The sequence below is a fragment of the Aromatoleum buckelii genome (assembly GCF_012910785.2).
Lineage (GTDB): Bacteria > Pseudomonadota > Gammaproteobacteria > Burkholderiales > Rhodocyclaceae > Aromatoleum > Aromatoleum buckelii.
In genome coordinates this window covers 25,518-43,533 of the sequence record NZ_WTVH02000008.1, presented here as the reverse complement: position 1 = coordinate 43,533, position 18,016 = coordinate 25,518, and the positions used below count along the sequence as shown (strand labels likewise).

The window sequence follows — 18,016 nt, the reverse complement described above, 5'->3', positions numbered from 1 at the left end:
ACTTTCACGCGCCGCAACCTCCGGGCCCTCTCCGGGGATTGCGACGCGTCCGACTCACGGGGCCGGTAACGTTGCCGACTCGCCGCGCTGCGCCGTCTGCACGGGACGCGCCGCTTGGTGCAGTGACGGCAGTAGGATCGGCGCCATCGACTTCAGGATCTGCACCGGCAGCCCCGACGTGAAGCGGTACGCGGCGGCGTCCGGGCCGATGACATAAGCGGTCAGCGTGCCGAAATGCCGCGGGCCGAGGTGGAACACGAACGTCGCGGTGCGGTTGAGCGCGATCCCGCCGCGCCCGCGGGAAGTGACGATGCGGTTGTCGCCGGTGCCGGTCTTGCCGCCGACCGCGAGCGGCGTGCCGTCCGGCAGCGCGAAGGCACCTGCGAGACGCCGCGCCGTGCCGCCTTCGACGACTTCGGACAACGCGCTGCGCAGTGCCGCTGCGACTTCCGGCGCCATCACGCGTTCGCCTTTGGCGGGAGGCAGCGCGAGGACCGTTTCATACGGAGTTCCCGCGGCGAAGTGGAGCCGCTCGACGCGCGCGGTATGCTGGCGCACGCCGTCATTGACGATGATCCCCATCAGCTCGGCGAGCGCAGCCGGACGGTCGCCGGCGCTGCCCAGCGCGGTCGCCAAGGACGGCACGAGGTGATTGAACGGGTAGCCGAGGAGCGCCCAGCGCCGGTGGATCTCGAGGAAGGCTTCGACTTCGAGGATCGTGTAGATGCGCTGATCCTGTGCGCTTTTCGCCCGCGTGCGGAAGAGCCAGCGGTACACGGCCTGGCGTTCTTCGCTGCTCGCTTCGACGGCGTCGCCGAAGCTCGCTTCGGGATGCGCCATCAGGTAGCTGGCGAGCCACAGTTCGAGCGGGTGCACGCGCGCGATATAGCCTTGGTCGGGCAGGTCGAAAGTGCCCGGGGCGTAACGCCGGTAAAGACTCGCGAGGCGGGTGTCGCCGAGCTCGGAATTGGGCAGGCGACTGCGCATGAACGCGCCGAAGCGCTCGGCATCCGCGTCGGGGTTCAGATAGCGGAACGCCGCGGCGAGGCGGTCGGCGGTGGGACGCAGCCCGTCGAGCAGCGTCGCCTGGATCTCGTTCGCGTTCTGGTCCTGGTATTTGCGCCAGAAGCGGCGCAGGAATACTTGGCCCTCGCGGTCGGCGAAGCGCGACAGATACTTGCTGCGGCGCGGGTCGCTGTCGTCTTCGAGCAGCTTGGCAGTGCTGCCGGGCACCTGATACATCGTGTGGCGAACGATGTCGCGCATCAGGCGCACGAACGGCAGGTTGATCGACGCCTGCAGCGCTTCGCGCAGCGTCACCGTGCGGCCGTTGTCCTCGGGGCGGAAGTTGTTGAACGTGTGCAGCCCGCCACCGGTGAAAAACGATTCGCCGGGGCTGGCCGAATAGCGGCGCTCGAGAGCCGCATGCAGCATCGTCGGCAGGTCGCGGTTTTTGGTTTCAAGCAGATAGTCGAGCGCCCAGCGTGTGAGCCTGTCATGCCGGTCGACGGTGGTTTCGCGCAACACCTGCACCGGCTGGTTGGCGTAGCGCTGGTGCAGTTCGGCGACGAGTTCGAGATAGGTCGCGAGCACGCGCAGCTTGGCGGTCGAGCCCAGTTCGAGCTTGCTGCCCTCGTTGATGTCGAGCGGCTGGTCAGTGGTATCGGTCTGCACTCGCACGCGGTTGCCGTCGGGCGTGCGCTCGAACAGCGTGAAGCTGTAGTTCACCGTCGGCACCTGGCTGGCCGTCAGCAGGCGCTCGCCGATCAGCCCGGTCTGGCGCGCGAAGTCGACGTCACGCAGCCGCTCGAGGTAGGCGCTGACTTCCTGCTGGAGCTTCTGGTCGAGGGTCGCAGAAGCCTTGAGGTCGATCCGGTCGAGATCGTAGAGCGAGACGTCGAGCATCCCGGCAAGACGCGTACGGATCAGCGTCGCGCCCTTGTCCGCTTCGACCGGCGCGCGCGCCCGGGCGCGGTGCGGATCGCGGAATGCGAGCCGCGCGGCAAGCGCGGCGTCGCGCAGGCCGGGGCCGATGACGCGCGCCTCGGCGAGGATGCGCAAGTGGGCGTCGGTGAGTCGAGCGAGGTCGTCGCGGCCGAGCCCGAGGTAGTGTGACGGGCGCCGGTGGGCGATCATCAGCGCGAGCACCTGGCGCAGCGCGAGCCCTTGTTCATCGAGGAGCGCGCCTTCGGCCTCGGCCGCGGCGAGTAGCCCGTTGGTGTGTGCGAAATCGGCGCCGAACCAGACCCATAGCCCGTCGCCGAGCCCGTGGACTTCGCCGTACAGCGGCGCAGCGGACAGCGGCACGGTGTTCAGGTAGTGAAGCACGAGGTCGCGCCGCACGGGGAGGGTTTCATGCCCTTCGCGGTACGCACGCATCGTCGCCGAGATCATCTGGCGCAGCTTCTCCTGCGGTGAATGCGTGATGCCGTCGGGCGAGTGACGGTATTTCTCGATCTGCGTCGCAAGTGTGCTGCCGCCCGGTGTGTTCAGGTCGTCATCGACGACTTTCATGAGCTGTGCCAGCGCGGCCTGGCCAAAACGCATCCAGTCTATGGCCGGGTTCAGGTAGGGACGTGCCGGGTCGAGCAGGTTGCGGTTCTCGATGAAAAGCAGGCTTTGCACGACGCGCGTCGGGATCTGCTCGAACGCGGGATAGCTGCGCACCGGGTATGAGGAGCGGTATACGGATTCGCCGTAGGCGCCTTCGATCTCCAGTCCCGCGCGAGTCTTCTCGCGATACGGCGGGAAATAGCCGCGTTCGGTGAAATCCACGAGCTGCGGCGAGAACCGCGTCTGGTTCACGATCGTCATGTCGCGCGCCTGCAGCCGGTCGATGAAGCGGGGCAGCTTCGCGTAACCGAGGCGAAGGTCGGACGGGCCGTGCGCCGGAAAGCGGACCGAATCGCTCGGCCCGGCTTCGACGTGGTACCGGAGGTTCTCGGCGTAGCGCGAGACTTCGCGCGCCTGGAGCCAGGAACTGCGCACTTCGAAGACCAGGAATGCGGCTGACGCGATCAGCGCGAGGAAGAGCAGGACGAGAAACAGGCGCGTGAGGATTTTCAGCCAGGGGCGCCGGGGCGTTTTCTTCAAAATCGTTTCGGACACGTTTCCGCCCGATTGTTGTAATGCATGCATTATCGGGCAGTTCTATGACAGCCGGCACCGCAGTGGGTCGAAACAACACCTGGGTGCCGAAAAGCCTCGTCCGGACGCCCGCACGGCCGGCCGATCGTCGCTACATTCTACATCCGGATCCCCGAGCGCCGGATCAGCGCCGCCAGCTCGCCGACGATGCCGCGGCGGAACGCGAGCACGCAGATGACGAAGATCACGCCGGTCAGCACGTTGACCCACTGGCCGAGCTCCGCGCCGTAGTTCTGCAGGCCGACGACGACCGTCGCGCCGACGATCGGGCCGAACACGGTGCCCATGCCGCCGAGCAGCGTCATCAGCACGATCTCGCCCGACATGTGCCAATGCACGTCGGTCAGCGATGCGAGCTGGAACACCAGCGTCTTGGTCGCCCCGGCAAGGCCGGAGAGCGCGGCAGACAGCACGAAGGCGAGCAGCTTGTAGCGGTCGACGTCATAGCCGAGCGAGATCGCGCGCGGCTCGTTCTCGCGGATCGCCTTCATCACCTGGCCGAACGGCGAGTGGATCGCACGGTCGATGACCCAGAATCCGCCGAGGAACACCGCGAGCACGAAGTAATACATGTTCATCGTGTCCGCGAGATCTACGAGCCCGAACAGCCGCCCGCGCGGCACGCCCTGCAGGCCGTCCTCGCCGCCGGTGAAGGGGAACTGCAGCGCGAGGAAATACATCAGCTGCGCGAGCGCGAGCGTCACCATCGCGAAATAGATGCCGGAGCGGCGGATCGCGAGACTGCCGAAGACGAAACCGAGCGCCGCGGCGGCCGCGGTTCCGGCGAGTAGCCCCAGTTCGGGCGACAGCCCGAGTTCCTTCATCGCGTAGCCGCAGGTGTAGCCCGCCCAGCCGAGGAACGCGGCGTGGCCGAACGACAGCAGCCCGGTATAGCCGAGCAGCAGGTTGAACGCGCAGGCGAACAGCGAGAAGCACAGGATCTTCATCACCAGCACCGGGTAGACGAGGAACGGCGCGATGAGCCCGAGAACGAGCAGGACGATCCAGCCGATGTTTTTGCCTTTCATTGCGCCGATCCTGGTCTGGATGATGGAGTGACGGGGGACGATAAAGAGCCGGGCGCCGCGCGGCCTAACGCTCGCGGCCGAACAGGCCGGCGGGCCGCAGCAGCAGCACGATTCCCATGATCACGAAGATCACGACCGCGGACGCTTCCGGATAGAACACGCGCGTCAGCCCTTCGACGAGACCGAGGCCGAGGCCGGTGACGATCGAGCCCATGATCGAGCCCATACCGCCGATGACGACGACGGCGAACACGACGATGATCAGGTTCGAGCCCATGACCGGGTTCACCTGGAACACCGGCGCGGCGAGCACGCCGGCAAACGCGGCGAGCGCGACGCCGAAGCCGTAGGTCAGCGTGATCATCAGCGGCACGTTGATGCCGAAGGCCTGCAGCAGCTGCGGGTTCTCGGTGCCGGCGCGCAGGTACGAGCCGAGCTTCGTGCGCTCGATGATGTACCAGCTGCCGAAGCACACGACGAGCGACACGGCGATGACCCACGCGCGGTATTTCGGCAGGAACATGAAGCCGAGGTTGAAGCCGCCCGAAAGCAGTTCGGGCACCGGGTAGCTTTCGCCGGAAATGCCGAAGCGGTAGCGGAAAAGGCCTTCGATGATCAGCGCGAGGCCGAAAGTCAGCAGCAGCCCGTACAGGTGGTCGAGCCGGTACAGGTGCTTGAGCATCGTGCGCTCGATGATCATGCCGAAAATGCCGACGACCACCGGCACCGCGACCAGCGCGACCCAGTAGTTGATGCCGAGGTAGGTCAGCCCGATCCACGCGCCGAAGGCGCCCATCATGTACAGCGCGCCGTGCGAGAAGTTGATGATGTTGAGCAGACCGAAAATGATCGCCAGCCCGAGGCTCAGGATCGCATAGAACGAGCCGTTGATGAGCCCGATCAGCAGCTGCCCCATCAGGGCCTGGATCGGAATGCCGAAAATGTCCATAGCGGGCGGCCTGGTTGCGGCACCGGACGTCGGGCCCTGACGCGCGCGCGATGCGCGCCGCAGGCCGGACGCCGGAAGCCGGGTCGGAAAGCTATTTCTTCATCAGCGGGCAGGTGCTTTCCGCGGGCGGGATGAACGCCTCCGCGCCCGGGATCACCTGGCGGATGTGGTAGTAGTCCCACGGATACTTCGACTCCGACGGCTTCTTCACCTGCGCGAGGTACATGTCATGGACCATGCGGCCGTCGGCGCGTACCTGGCCGTTCTTCGCGAAGAAGTCATTGACCGGAGTCTCGCGCATCTTCGCCATCACCGCTTTCGCTTCGTCGGTGCCCGCGCTCTTGACCGCTTTCAGGTAGTGATAGACGACCGAATAGTCGCCCGCCTGCACCATCGTCGGCATGCGCTTCATCTTGTCGAAATAACGCTTCGACCAGGCGCGCGTCTCGTCGTCGCGGTCCCAGTAGAAGCCGGTCGTCAAGTACATCCCGGCGGTCGCGTCGAGCCCGAGGCTATGCACGTCCGATATGAACATCAGCAGCCCGGCGAGCGATTGCTTCGGCGTGATGCCGAACTCGCGCGCCTGCTTGATCGAATTGATCGTGTCGTTGCCGGCGTTGGCCAGGCCGATGACCTGCGCGCCGGAAGCCTGCGCGCTCAGGAGGAAGGACGAGAAATCGCTGCCGGGGAAGGGATGGCGCACGCTGCCGAGCACTTTGCCGCCGCTCTTCTTCACGACGTCGGCGGTGTTCTTCTCGAGCGAGTGGCCAAACGCGTAGTCGGCAGTGATGAAGTACCAGTTCTTGCCGCCCTGCTGCACGACCGCTTTCGCGGTGCCGACCGGCAGCGAATAGGTGTCATAGGCCCAGTGCACCGTCGTGTCGTTGCACTGCTCGTTGGTGATCGGCGTCGAGCCCGCGCCGGTCACGAGCGAGATGCGATTCTTCTCGTTCGCGACCTTCATCACGGCGAGCGCGGTTGAAGTCGTGACGAGGTCGACGATCGCGTCGACCTTCTGCGTGTCGATCCACTCGCGCGCCTTGTTCGCCGAGATGTCCGCCTTGTTCTGGTGGTCGGCGGAGACCATCTCGATTTTGAAGTCCGGTTTCTCGTTCGCGATGAAGTCCTCGATCGCCATCCTGGTCGCCTCGACCGCGCCGGGGCCGGCCAGGTCGGAATACGTGCCCGACATGTCGGTCAGCACGCCGAGCTTGACGACGCCGTCGCTGATCGTCGCCGATTGCGCGAGCATCGGTTGCGCGGCCAGCGCTGCCGCGGCGATCGCTGATGCCAGAGTCCTGGGTTTCATTTTTATCCTCCTTGTTGGTCCACCGTGCTCACACGCCCAGCAGTTTTTGCAGCAGCTGCATCTTCGAATCGAGTTCATCCTTCGTCACCGTCTCGACGATGCGGCCGTGCTCGATGACGTAATGCCGGTCGGCGAGCGGCGCGGCGAAGCGGAAGTTCTGCTCGACCATGATGATCGTGAGTCCCTTCGCCTTCAGGCTCGTGATGACGCGGCCGAGCGTCTGCACGATCACCGGCGCAAGGCCTTCGGTGATCTCGTCGAGCAGCAGCAGCCGCGCGCCGGTGCGCAGGATGCGCGCCATCGCCAGCATCTGCTGTTCGCCGCCCGAGAGCCGGCTGCCGGGGCTGTGCCGGCGCTCCTGCAGGTTCGGGAACATCTCGTAGATCTCGTCGAGGGACATGCCGCTGCTGTTCACGGCGGGTGGCAGCAGCAGGTTCTCCTCGGCGGACAGGCTCGCGTAGATGCCGCGCTCCTCGGGGCAATAGCCGACGCCGAGGTGGGCGACGCGGTGGGTCGGCAGGTCGATGACCTGGCGGCCGTTGATCATGATCGAGCCGGTGCGCCGGCCGGTGAGCCCGAGAATGGCTTTCAGCGTCGTCGTGCGCCCGGCGCCGTTGCGTCCGAGCAGCGTCACGAGTTCGCCGCGGTTCACGCTGAAATCGATGCCGTGCAGGATGTGCGATTCGCCGTAGAACGCGTGCAGGTCGCTGACCCGCAGCATCTCGACGTCGGGATTGTTGCGGGTGCTGGCGTCAGACATGTTCGGTGCCCATGTACGCTTCGAGCACGCGGGGATCCCGCGACACCTGCTCGTACGGTCCTTCGGCGAGCACCGCGCCCCGCTGCAGCACGGTGATCGTGTCGCAGATGTGCGAGACGACGCTGAGGTTGTGTTCGACCATCAGCACCGTGCGGTTCGCCGACACGCGCTTGATGAGGTCCGCGACGCGGCCGACGTCCTCGTGGCCCATGCCCTGCGTCGGTTCGTCGAGCAGCATCATTTCGGGTTCGAGCGCGAGCGTGGTCGCGATTTCCAGCGCGCGCTTGCGCCCGTAAGGCAGTTCGACGGTGGTCGCGTCGGCGAACGACTGCAGGTCGACCGCTTCGAGCAGTTCCATCGCGCGCTCGTTGAGGACGTCGAGACTTTTCTCCGAGCGCCAGAAATGGAAAGTCGTGCCGAGCTTGCGCTGCAGCGCGACGCGCACGTTGTCGCGGACGCTCAGGTGCGGGAACACCGCCGAAATCTGGAACGATCGCACGATTCCGCGCCGCGCGATCTGCGCCGATTTCTCGTGCGTGATGTCCTGCCCGTTGTAGTGGATCGTGCCGCGGGTCGGCGTGAGGAACTTCGTGAGGAGGTTGAAGACGGTCGTCTTGCCCGCTCCGTTCGGCCCGATCAGTGCGTGGATCGAGCCGCGTCGCACCTGGAGATTGACCTTGTCGACGGCGACGAAACCCTTGAACTCCTTCGTCAGGTCTCGTGTTTGGAGAATGAAGTCCGTGCTCATCGCGTCTGACAGATCCTGCCTCACTCGTGGGAAGCTGAACTGTGCCGGCGAGCCCGCGCCGACGCCAAACCGCTTCATCCCGGGCAGGACGCAAGGTCCCGCCGGCGATGAATCTTGATGCTCAACGTATATGGGAATTCAATTCAAGGCGGGACTAAGCTAACACCCGGGTAGGGGGGCGTCAACGCGACGAGGATAGGGGTGAACCCGCATCGCCCGGCGGTTTGCAGGCTGCCGCGGGCGGCGTTGCCGGCACTCCCCGAGGGCATGCCGTTTGCTTGGGACTCAGGCGGCCGTGCATTAGGGGCCAAGTGCCGGCGGCGCCGACGCACTGTTCGAACTCGCGGAAAGGCGCCATGCGAATGAAATTCGCCGGCCAGTGCCGGGCCGGGCCCGCGGAAAGGATTCCCGGCCCGGTTCCTGCGGAAGCTGCGATCAGTCGATCGCCAAGGTCGATTTGGCCTGCTCGCGCAGCACGAATTTCTGGATCTTGCCGGTTGAGGTCTTCGGCAGCACGCAGAACTCGATGTGCTTGGGCACCTTGTAGCGGGCGAGATGCTCGCGGCAGTGGGCGATGATGTCGTCGGCGGTGACCGCGGCGCCGTCCTTGACTTCGATGTATGCCGCCGGCACTTCGCCCCATTTCTCGTCGGGTTTCGCGACGACTGCGGCCGTCATCACTGCCGGGTGGCGGTACAGGGCTTCCTCGACTTCGAGGGACGAGATGTTCTCGCCGCCCGAGATGATGACGTCCTTGGAGCGGTCCTTGATCTTGACGTAGCCGTCCGGGTGCATCACCGCGAGGTCGCCGGTGTGGAACCAGCCTCCGGCGAAGGCTTCGTCGCTCGCCTTCTCGTTCTTCAGGTAGCCTTTCATGACGAGGTTGCCGCGGAACATGATCTCGCCCATCGTCTCGCCGTCGGCCGGCACCGGCACCATCGTTTCCGGGTCGAGCACCGCGATCGCTTCCTGCATGTGGTAACGCACGCCCTGGCGGCCGTTGCGCTCGGCGCGGCGGTCGATCGGCAGCTCGTCCCACGACGGGTGCTTCGCGCACACCGACGCCGGACCGTAAGTCTCGGTCAGCCCGTAGACGTGCGTGATGTCGAAACCGATGCGCTCCATGCCTTCGATGATCGCCGCCGGTGGCGCGGCGCCGGCGATCAGCGCCGAGACCTTGTGCGTGATGCCGTCGCGCATGCCCGCGGGCGCGTTGATCAGCATGCCGTGGACGATCGGTGCCCCGCAGAAATGGCTCACCTTGTGCGTGCGGATCAGCTCGTAGATCAGCGCGACATCGATCTTGCGCAGGCACACGTTGATGCCGGCGTTGGCGGCCATCGTCCACGGGAAGCACCAGCCGTTGCAGTGGAACATCGGCAGCGTCCACAGATACACCGCGTGCTGCGGCATGCCCCAGCTGATGATGTTCGATGCCGCGTTGAGGTACGCGCCGCGATGGTGATAGACGACGCCCTTCGGGTTGCCGGTGGTGCCGGACGTGTAGTTCAGCGCGATCGCATCCCATTCGTCGGGCGGCAGGCTCCACGCGAACTCCGGGTCGCCGGCGGCGAGGAATTCTTCGTACTCGATCGCGCCGAGCCGGTCGGTGCCCGGGTATTCGGCGTCGAGCGCATCGATGACGAGCGGCTTCGGCCCGTCGAGCCGCTCCAGCGCGGGGCCGACGAGCGACGCGAACTCGGGGTCGGTGATCAGCACTTTCGCTTCGCCGTGCGCGAGCATGAAGGCGATCGCTTCCGGGTCGAGGCGGGTGTTGAGGGTGTTGAGCACGGCGCCGATCATCGGCACGCCGAAGTGCGCTTCGAACATCGCCGGGACGTTCGGCAGCATCACCGCGACCGTATCGCCGCGGCCGATGCCGTGCTGCACCAGCGCGCTCGCGAGACGGCGGCAGCGCGCATAGGTTTCCTGCCACGTGAAGCGGCGGGCGCCGTGGATTACCGCGGTGCGCTGCGGGTACACCTGGGCCGAGCGTTCGATGAAGCTCAGCGGCGACAGTGGGACGTAGTTCGCGGCGTTCTTTGCCAGACCTTGGGCATACGGGCTATTCGACAATTCTTTCTCCTGGGGCGATCGTTCCGATGGGCCCACGCGAGCGCGAACGTGAGCGTGCACGATCAAGCATCGCAGCAAACCTTGTCGCAAATTGCGCGCGAATGTACTCAATCTTGTCGTCGCTCCAGCGGCGTCGGGACGGGCGCTAGAATCGGGCCGAACAGCTATGAAGCGCTGCGCGGCAAGCGGCGGTGCGCAACGGGAAAAAGTATGGACATCGAGGACAGGCCATCGGCGCAGCCCGGGGACCGGAATGCCGAGAACCGGCGCCTGCGCGACATCATGGATGCGATTCCGGCGCATATCGCCTATTTCGACGACAGCTGGACGTATCGCTACGCGAACAAGGCATATGCGGCATGGTTCGGACGGGAAAGCGACCAGGTCGTCGGGCAGCGCATCGTGGATGTCGTGCCCGCGGAGGTTTTCGACGCGGTGCGCGAGCCGCTCGCCCGGGCGCTGGGCGGCGAGCGGCTCACCTATGAATACACGATGAGCGACGCGGCAGGGCGCACGCTATACGCGCGCCGCACGCTGGTGCCCGAGTTCGGCGCCACCGGTGAAGTGCTCGGCTGCTACGTGCACGCGGTCGACATCACCGAGCAGCGCCGGACGCAGCACGCGCTTGCGCAGGCGCAGAAAATGGAGGCGATCGGCCAGCTCAGCGGCGGGCTCGCGCACGATTTCAACAACATGCTGACCGTCGTCATAGGCAATCTCGCGGGCCTGCGGGAAGCGCGCCCGGACGACGCCGCGATCGAGGAATTCGTCGCCCCGGCGATGCAGGCCGCGCAGGGCGGCGCGCAGTTGATCGAGCGGCTGCTGACGTTCTCGCGCCAGCAGCCGCTCGCGCCGCGCCCGGTCGAAGTCAACGAGCTGATTCTGGGCATGGCGAAGCTGATCCGGCGCTCGCTGCCCGAAACCATCGCTCTGCACACGGCGAGCCGCAATGCCGAACTGGTGGCGATGACCGACGCGCACCAGCTCGAGAGCGCGCTGCTCAACCTTGCCCTCAACGCACGCGACGCGATGCCCGAAGGCGGGGAGCTGCGCATCGAGTCCGCAGTCGAGACGCTCGATGCGACCGCTGCCGCGGAGCTGGATATTCCGCCGGGCGACTACGTGCAGGTGACGGTCCGCGATACCGGCACCGGGATGGATGCGACCACCGTCGCGCACGTGTTCGAACCTTTCTTCACGACGAAGCGTTTCGGCATGGGAAGCGGGCTGGGCCTGCCGATGGTGTATGGTTTCGCGCGTCAGTCGGGCGGAGCGGTACGCATCCGCAGCCGCCAGGCCTGCGGCACCGCGGTCGCGCTGTTGCTGCCGCGCACCGTCGCGAGTCCTGCCGCAGCCGGGGAAGCGGGCACTGCGGCGCCCGTGACGCCTCTTGCCGGGCAGCTGGTACTGCTCGTCGAGGACGACCCGGAGGTGCGCACCATCGTGCGCAAGCAGCTCGCCGCGCTCGGCTGTTCGGTGCTGGAAGCCGAAAACGGCCAGGAAGCGGCCGACATCGTCGAGAACGTCGCGGCCATCTCGCTCGTGCTGTCGGACGTCGTGATGCCCGGTGGGCTCGACGGGTGCGGGCTGACGCGCTTCATTCGCCGCTTTCGGCCCGGCCTCCCGGTGATCCTCATGAGCGGCTACGTGGACAGGGCCGATGCGATCACCAGGGATCTCGGCGTCCCGCTGCTCGCGAAGCCTTTCAGCAAGGAGAGACTGTCGGCTATGCTGGACGCAATCTGTCGCTGACCGAACTGCGGAGTCCGTGCCGTGCCGAACAAGCCGAAGGAAACGATCCACGTCGTCGAGGACGACCCTGCGGTCGCCCGGCTGATGGCCCAGACGCTCGAGAAATTCGGCTTCGAGGCGCAATTTTTCGCGACCGGCGCGGATTTCCTGCGGCGGCTCGATTCCGACCCTCCGCGGCTGTGCGTTCTCGATCTCGGCCTGCCCGACATGGACGGCCTCGACATCCTTAGTCATGTCCGCGCCCGTCACGGCTTCGGCCTGCTGATCGTCACTGGCCGCGGCGACACCCATGACCGTGTGACGGGCCTCGAACTGGGGGCCGACGACTACATGGTCAAGCCGTTCGAGCCGCGCGAATTCATCGCCCGGGTGCGCAGCATCCTGCGGCGCTATCGCGAACCGCCTGCCACCAACGCGGCAGCGAACGGCGTGCGCGTCGCCGAATTCGCCGGTTGGCGCTTCGAACCCGGCAACAACGCCCTCACTTCTCCCGAAGGCGAAACCGAGACGCTGAGCATGGCCGAAGCCCGGCTCCTGGGCGCGTTGCTCCAGCGTCCCAACCAGATCCTCACCCGCGAGCAGCTGCTGGGCGGGCGCGACGTCGCGGCGCTCGACCGCAGCATCGACCTGCGCATCTCGCGGCTGCGCAAGCGACTCGAAGAAAATCCGCTTCACCCGCGGCTGATCAAGACCGTCTACGGCGCCGGCTACCTGTTCTCGTCGAACGTGGACTGGCGGTAAAGGCGCCGCGGGCCGGGTCGCGTTTTCCGTCGGATGTAACGACATGTACGCGCCGGAACCCGCCTCTTTGCGTCCCGTCGAATTCTGACCGATCCCACCAAGGAGTTCGCGATGGACACCGAACCGGCTCGACCCGAGACTCATCCAGGCGACCAGGCCCCTCCCGGAACTCCCGGAACCGGCGAGAACACCTGTCGCGCATGCAAGGGAACAGGAGTCGTCGACGACAAACCCTGCAGCGAATGTGGCGGCACCGGCGTGGTCATTGAAGGAATCGGGGGAGCATAGACAGGAGGAAGCAGAAATGGCCGAACCTCACACGCGAAAGTCGGACACTGCCGACAATCCCCAGTCCTCCGCGGCGAACCCGCCGAAGCCCGGCACGCAGGGTGACGATGCGCGGAGCGACAAGGAAAAGCAGCGCGAGAATCAGCAGCGCATGGGCGTGACGCCCGAGCACAAGACCGAAGACATGGAGAAGAAGCACCGCGGCACGTTCCCGTGAGCGGGTGCGCGGCGCATCGGGCACAGCAGGCTCGTGCAGGTGCGTCAGCCGGTTTTTGCCGCCGTCGCGGTACAACGCAAGCATTGAGGCCAGTTCGCGAGAACTGGCCTGAATGCTTGGGGGTGACGCAGTCACTTCATCGACACGACGCGCACTTCGCCCTGCTTGCGCGTCACATGCAGCGTCACGTCCTGGGCGCGGCGATAGAGCGTCAGATCGACCGAGCCGCTGGGGATGTGAAGGCCCCGGATCGTGACGCGGTCGAGAAAGCCGGGCAGCGCGGCGTTGTCGAACACGATCTCTGCGGTTTCCGGCCGGAATGACAGGCCGAGACAGGACTGCAGCAGGTAGAACACCGTCGCGCTCGCCCAGGCCTGCGGCAAGCAGGCCACCGGGTACAGCGTCGGGCCTTCGCCGGGGCGCTGGCCGAAGCCGCAGAAGAGCTCGGGCAGGCGGTACAGATCCATGAAGACGCTCGACTCGAACATCCCTTCCATGACTCGCAGCACCTCACGCTTGAGCCCATAGCGGGCGAAACCGCCTGCGACGAGCGCGTTGTCGTGGGGCCAGATCGAGCCGTTGTGGTAGGACATCGGGTTGTAGCGCGCTTCGCGGCTCGACAGCGTGCGGATGCCCCAGCCCGAGAACATGTCCTCGGCGAGCAACGTGCGCGCCACTGCGGCAGCTCTATCGACGCCCGCGATGCCGGAAAACAGTGCGTGACCGGCGTTCGACGAACGCACGCGGCACGGGCGCTTGGTGCCGTCGAGCGCGATCGCGTACGTGCCGAGCGCCTCGATCCAGAACGCCTGATCGAAGCGCGTCCTGAGCGCCTCGGCCTGTCGTTCGAGCGCCGCGGCGCGCTGCGGGTCGCCGAGCAGTGCAGCGAAGCGCGCAGCGTAGCGTTTGGCCTCGTAGACGTAGCCTTGAACTTCGCACAGCGCGACGGGCGGTTCGACGAGCCGGCCGTCGGCGTAGAACACCGAGTCGTCGGAGTCCTTCCAGCCCTGTTGCTGCAGCCCCTTGCTGCTGTGGCGCGCGTATTCGACGAAGCCGTCGCCGTCGGCGTCGCCGTAGGTGTCGATCCACGCGAGCGCGCGCTCGATGTTCGGCCACAACGCAGCGATCAGATCGCGGTCGCCGGTGCGCTCCCAGTAGGCGCCGGCGAGCACGACGAACAGCGGAGTGGCATCGACGCTGCCGTAGTAGCGGTCGAACGGGATCTCGCCGAGGTTGGCCAGTTCGCCGGTGCGGGTCTCGTGCAGGATCTTGCCCGGCTCGGCGTCGCGTTCGGGGTTTTTTTTCTGCGCCTGGGTCGAGGCGAGGAATTGCAGCACCCCTTTGGCGAGCTGCGGATTGACCCACAAATATTGCAGCGCGGTGATGATGCCGTCGCGCCCGAACGGCGTGCTGAACCACGGCACGCCGGCGTACGGGTAAGGGCCGTCGGCGGTTTCGGTCGTCAGCATGCGCAGGTCGGCGAACGAACGGTTCAGCCAGCTGTTGAACTGCTCGTTCGAAGTGTGGATCGCGCAGTCGGTCTCGTCCCACGCGTGCAGCTGCTGCTTGTTGAGTGCGTAAGCCTGGTCGTAGCTGCACACCGTGCATTCGCCTTCGACTTCGCAGGTCACCGACACGAACAGGTCACGCGACTGCTGCGGTTCGAGCCGCAACGCGAACGTCAGCTGCGACGCGTCGGCGCTGCACGGCTGCTGATCGACTTCGATCCGCGTATGGCGCGTCAGCCCGTCGCGCCCGCGATAGCCGAGCACGATCTCGCGAGCGCCGACCGTCGGCGCCGCCAGCTCGCCGACTTGCGCGCGCTGAAAGCCGCGCACCTCGAAAATGTCCGCATAGTCGGCGGCAAATTCCAGGGTCAGCGTCAGGTCGAGCGGTTCGCGGCCGTAGTTCATCACTCTCAGGTGCTCGTGGAGCACCGCCTCCCACAGCAGCTTGCCGCGAAACACGTGCACAGTGCCTTTGTCGATCGCCCGGCCGCCAACGCTGAGGTCGGGGTTGGTCAGGTCGACCGCGAGCAGGCTGTTGTCCTGCTTCATCGTCGAGTTGAGCAACATCGGCCTGACGCCGTTCAGCAGCAGCCGCTGCTGCGACAGGAAGCGCATGCCGCCATGGTAGAGCCCCTGCTCGGCGATGCCGATGTGGCGCACGTCGCCATAACGGTCGAACAGCGCGAAGGTGTCGCCCTGCTTGAGCACGCGGGTGCGGTCGTCGGCCAGCGATGAAGTGGCGAGCACGTACCATCGGTCGTCGATCTGGATTGCGTCCTGCATCGGAAGCCTTCATGTCCCGGCCGGTGCGGCCTTCAGTTGCTGTGTTATCAATTCACGATAGACGCGCAGGTAGTTGCCCGCCATCGCCGACGCGGTGAACCGCTCTTCGAACGCTTTGCGGCAGGCCTTGCGGTCGATGATGTCGATGGACGCGACCGCCCGTTCGGCCTGGTCGAGGCTGCCGACGACGAAGCCGCTGACGCCCTCGCGCAGCACTTCGGGCACCGAGCCGCAATGCCACGCGATGACCGGCGTGCCGCACGCGAGCGACTCGATCATCGCCAGGCCGAACGGTTCGGGCCAGTCGATCAGGAACAGCAGCGCCGCGGCGCCGCCGAGGAACGCGGCTTTTTCCGCTTCGGCGATCTCGCCGAGGTACTCGACGTGCGGCTGCGCGAGCAGCGGTTCGATCTGCTCATCGAAGTAGCGCTGGTCGACGGGCGCGACCTTGGCCGCGATGCGCAGCGGCATCCCGATCCGGCGCGCGACCTCGATCGCCCGGTCGACGCGCTTCTCCGGCGAGATGCGCCCGAGAAACGCGAGGTAGCGCCCGGGTCCGGGCGAGAACGGCAGCAGCGTCGCCGGCAGCCCGTGATGCACGGTCGCCTGCCAGTTGAGCCACGGCAGCGGGCGCCGCTGGCTGTCCGAAATCGAGATCACCGGCACTTCGCCGAATTCGCGGTACAGCGGCACCAGGTCCGGAATGTCGAGCCGCCCGTGCAGCGTCGTGACGTGCGGCACCGGCAAGCGGCGCGACAGCGGGAAATGCAGATAATCGATGTGAAAGTGGATCAGGTCGAAGGTGTGCGCCTCGCGCGCGACGTGTTCGAGCATCAGCACGTGGTGCGCGATCTGGTCGATGCATTCGGGGTCGAGCCGCAGGCTCTGGCGCCCGATCGGCCGCAGCCTTGCGCGGGTCTGCGAGTCGCCGCTCGCGTACAGCGTCACGTCGTGCCCCTGCGCGACGAGCTCTTCGGTGAGGTACGACACGACCCGTTCCGTTCCGCCGTAGTACTTCGGCGGGACACTTTCGAACAGGGGGGAGACCTGCGCGATTCTCAACGGTCGGACCTCCATCGACTCAGGCAGCCGGCCAGTCGCGCCGACAACGGGGCTGCCACGGGTCTGCGCCTGAACTGCCGGCTGATTTCAGCAAGTGCTGTGCCTCGCCCCGAACGCAGGCCTGCGCAGCCCGCGGTGACCGGGCGTATGCAAAAACTACGGGTCATTGAAAGAACTCGCGCGCACGACTGCCGGGGCACCACCCGGCGACACCGTCCGACGCCATTCGGGCGACGAGCAGCGCGCCACGGTCGTTCACGAGGCGGCGCGGGACGCAGGCAGGGCAGCTGCGCGCAGGCGCCCCTAGATCCCGGTCGGATAGGTTTCCATCTCGCGCGACATGCCGCGCGTCCAGTCCTCGGGCGGTTCGAGCGGCTCGAGCGCGCGCGTGCGGTCGAGATGGATCAAGACGTCGAACTGGTTCGCGAGCTGCGCGTGGAAATAATGGCTCAGGCGCTCGGTGTCGGGCAGGTAGATCACGCCGATCGCGCGTTCGAGCCGGCGCGCGCCACGAAGCGCCGGCACGCGGCCCGGTTCGAGCACGAAGCGCTCGATGCCGCAGTCGTGGAAGACGCGCTCGAAGCTGTCCGGGTGCGACTCGCGCACGCGCTTGTGTTCGGCCGGCGCGTCCCACTCGGACGCCGCGGTGACGCTGCCGGTGTGGGTCGTGAAGCCGACCAGCAGCACGTTCCCGGCGCCGAACTGCTCGCGCGCGAGCTGGCCAAGGTTCAGTTCGCCGGCTTCGCCCATTTCGGTCGCGCGCGCGTCGCCCAGATGGGAGTTGTGCGCCCACACGGCGATCTTCGCCGGCCGGCCGAGACGCTCGCCGAGGTGGTTCGCCAGCGCCTGCAGCGTCTCGCCCATATGCGCGTCGCGCCGGTTCCACGACTCGTTGCGGCCGGCGAACATGCTGCGGTAATAGGCCTCGGCATTCACCGCGACGCGGGCGTTCTGCTGCGCGTAAAACAGCTCGTCGGCGGCGGCGACGCCGTCGTGGCGCAAAAAGCGCGTCGTGTCCCGCGACAGCTCGGCGAGCTGGCGCAGCACCGCTTGCTCGCACGGATCGGACATGCCGAAGGTGGTGGCGAAGCCGTAGCGCTGCGGATCGTCCGCGATGTGGTCGAAGCACGCGTAGCGGGCACGTGCCCGTCGTTCCGCCTCGGGGTCTACGCCCGCGAGGTAGCGCACGACGGCGTCCATCGACGCCCGCAGGCTGTACAGGTCGAGGCCGTAGAAGCCGGCGCGCGCGTCCGGCGGGCAGGTGTCGTTACGTTGCCTGAGCCAGTCGACGAACGTGCACACTTCGCGGTTGCGCCACATCCAGCGCGGAAACCGCTGGAAGCTGCCGAGCGCAGCATTGCCGTCCGCGTCGTCGCCGCCGCCCTGGACATATCGGCTCACCCGCAATGCGTCGGGCCAGTCGGCTTCGACCGCGACCGCGTCGAAGCCTTTTTCGCTGATCAGCCGGCGCGTGATTTCCGCGCGCGCTTCGTAGAACTCATGCGTGCCGTGGCTCGCCTCGCCGAGCAGCACCAGCCGAAATTCGCCGGCAAGCTCGAGCACGCGGTCGAACCGTCCGGCCGTGTCGGTGAGCGGCTGCGCAGCGCGCGCCACGGCGTCGGTGATTTCGCGATCTGCCATGGTCTTG

The 18,016-nt window shown here is 66.5% G+C and carries 13 protein-coding genes; 3 read left to right on the top strand and 10 right to left on the bottom strand.

Annotated elements, in window-relative coordinates:
• Positions 1 to 54: 54 nt before the first annotated feature.
• The 7 genes from GO608_RS02125 to GO608_RS02095 all read right to left on the bottom strand — a co-directional run bounded on the left by GO608_RS02125 (position 55) and on the right by GO608_RS02095 (position 10,017).
• Entirely contained in the window at positions 55 to 3,138 is a 3,084-nt protein-coding gene (locus GO608_RS02125) for a transglycosylase domain-containing protein (RefSeq protein WP_169198300.1), read from the bottom strand.
• Between the two features lie 107 nt (positions 3,139 to 3,245).
• Positions 3,246 to 4,175 (bottom strand): branched-chain amino acid ABC transporter permease, encoded by a 930-nt coding sequence (locus GO608_RS02120; RefSeq protein WP_169198301.1) that lies wholly within the window; start codon positions 4,173 to 4,175, stop codon positions 3,246 to 3,248.
• Between the two features lie 64 nt (positions 4,176 to 4,239).
• On the bottom strand, positions 4,240 to 5,124 hold the full coding sequence (locus GO608_RS02115) for a branched-chain amino acid ABC transporter permease (protein ID WP_169198302.1): 885 nt from the start codon (positions 5,122 to 5,124) through the stop codon (positions 4,240 to 4,242).
• Positions 5,125 to 5,215: 91 nt separating this feature from the next.
• Positions 5,216 to 6,433, bottom strand: a complete 1,218-nt coding sequence (locus tag GO608_RS02110; protein ID WP_211159342.1) for an ABC transporter substrate-binding protein — start codon at positions 6,431 to 6,433, stop codon at positions 5,216 to 5,218.
• A gap of 28 nt (positions 6,434 to 6,461) precedes the next feature.
• On the bottom strand, positions 6,462 to 7,193 hold the full coding sequence (locus GO608_RS02105) for an ABC transporter ATP-binding protein (protein WP_169198303.1): 732 nt from the start codon (positions 7,191 to 7,193) through the stop codon (positions 6,462 to 6,464).
• Positions 7,186 to 7,941, bottom strand: a complete 756-nt coding sequence (locus tag GO608_RS02100) for an ABC transporter ATP-binding protein (RefSeq protein WP_169198304.1) — start codon at positions 7,939 to 7,941, stop codon at positions 7,186 to 7,188. The genes GO608_RS02105 and GO608_RS02100 overlap by 8 nt, the downstream gene beginning before the upstream one ends.
• A gap of 435 nt (positions 7,942 to 8,376) precedes the next feature.
• Positions 8,377 to 10,017 (bottom strand): acyl-CoA synthetase, encoded by a 1,641-nt coding sequence (locus GO608_RS02095; RefSeq protein ID WP_169198305.1) that lies wholly within the window; start codon positions 10,015 to 10,017, stop codon positions 8,377 to 8,379.
• 210 nt (positions 10,018 to 10,227) lie between these two features.
• Here GO608_RS02095 and GO608_RS02090 point away from each other — a divergent pair, with 210 nt between their 5' ends.
• The 3 genes from GO608_RS02090 to GO608_RS02080 all read left to right on the top strand — a co-directional run bounded on the left by GO608_RS02090 (position 10,228) and on the right by GO608_RS02080 (position 13,015).
• Positions 10,228 to 11,769 (top strand): PAS domain-containing protein, encoded by a 1,542-nt coding sequence (locus tag GO608_RS02090; RefSeq protein ID WP_169198306.1) that lies wholly within the window; start codon positions 10,228 to 10,230, stop codon positions 11,767 to 11,769.
• A gap of 21 nt (positions 11,770 to 11,790) precedes the next feature.
• Complete coding sequence (locus GO608_RS02085; protein WP_169198307.1) at positions 11,791 to 12,510, top strand: response regulator transcription factor; 720 nt, start codon at positions 11,791 to 11,793, stop codon at positions 12,508 to 12,510.
• Positions 12,511 to 12,814: 304 nt separating this feature from the next.
• A complete protein-coding gene (locus GO608_RS02080) occupies positions 12,815 to 13,015 on the top strand; it encodes a hypothetical protein (protein WP_041646136.1) in 201 nt (66 codons plus the stop codon).
• A gap of 131 nt (positions 13,016 to 13,146) precedes the next feature.
• Here the strand turns inward: GO608_RS02080 and GO608_RS02075 are convergent, their stop codons facing one another.
• From GO608_RS02075 to GO608_RS02065, 3 genes are all read right to left on the bottom strand, one after another.
• Entirely contained in the window at positions 13,147 to 15,306 is a 2,160-nt protein-coding gene (locus tag GO608_RS02075; RefSeq protein WP_169198308.1) for an amylo-alpha-1,6-glucosidase, read from the bottom strand.
• Positions 15,307 to 15,315: 9 nt separating this feature from the next.
• Positions 15,316 to 16,368 carry a glycosyltransferase family 4 protein gene (locus GO608_RS02070; RefSeq protein ID WP_169198309.1) on the bottom strand — a complete coding sequence of 351 codons (1,053 nt, stop codon included), beginning with the start codon at positions 16,366 to 16,368 and terminating at the stop codon, positions 15,316 to 15,318.
• A gap of 303 nt (positions 16,369 to 16,671) precedes the next feature.
• Complete coding sequence (locus GO608_RS02065) at positions 16,672 to 18,009, bottom strand: erythromycin esterase family protein (protein ID WP_169198310.1); 1,338 nt, start codon at positions 18,007 to 18,009, stop codon at positions 16,672 to 16,674.
• Positions 18,010 to 18,016 lie beyond the last annotated feature (7 nt).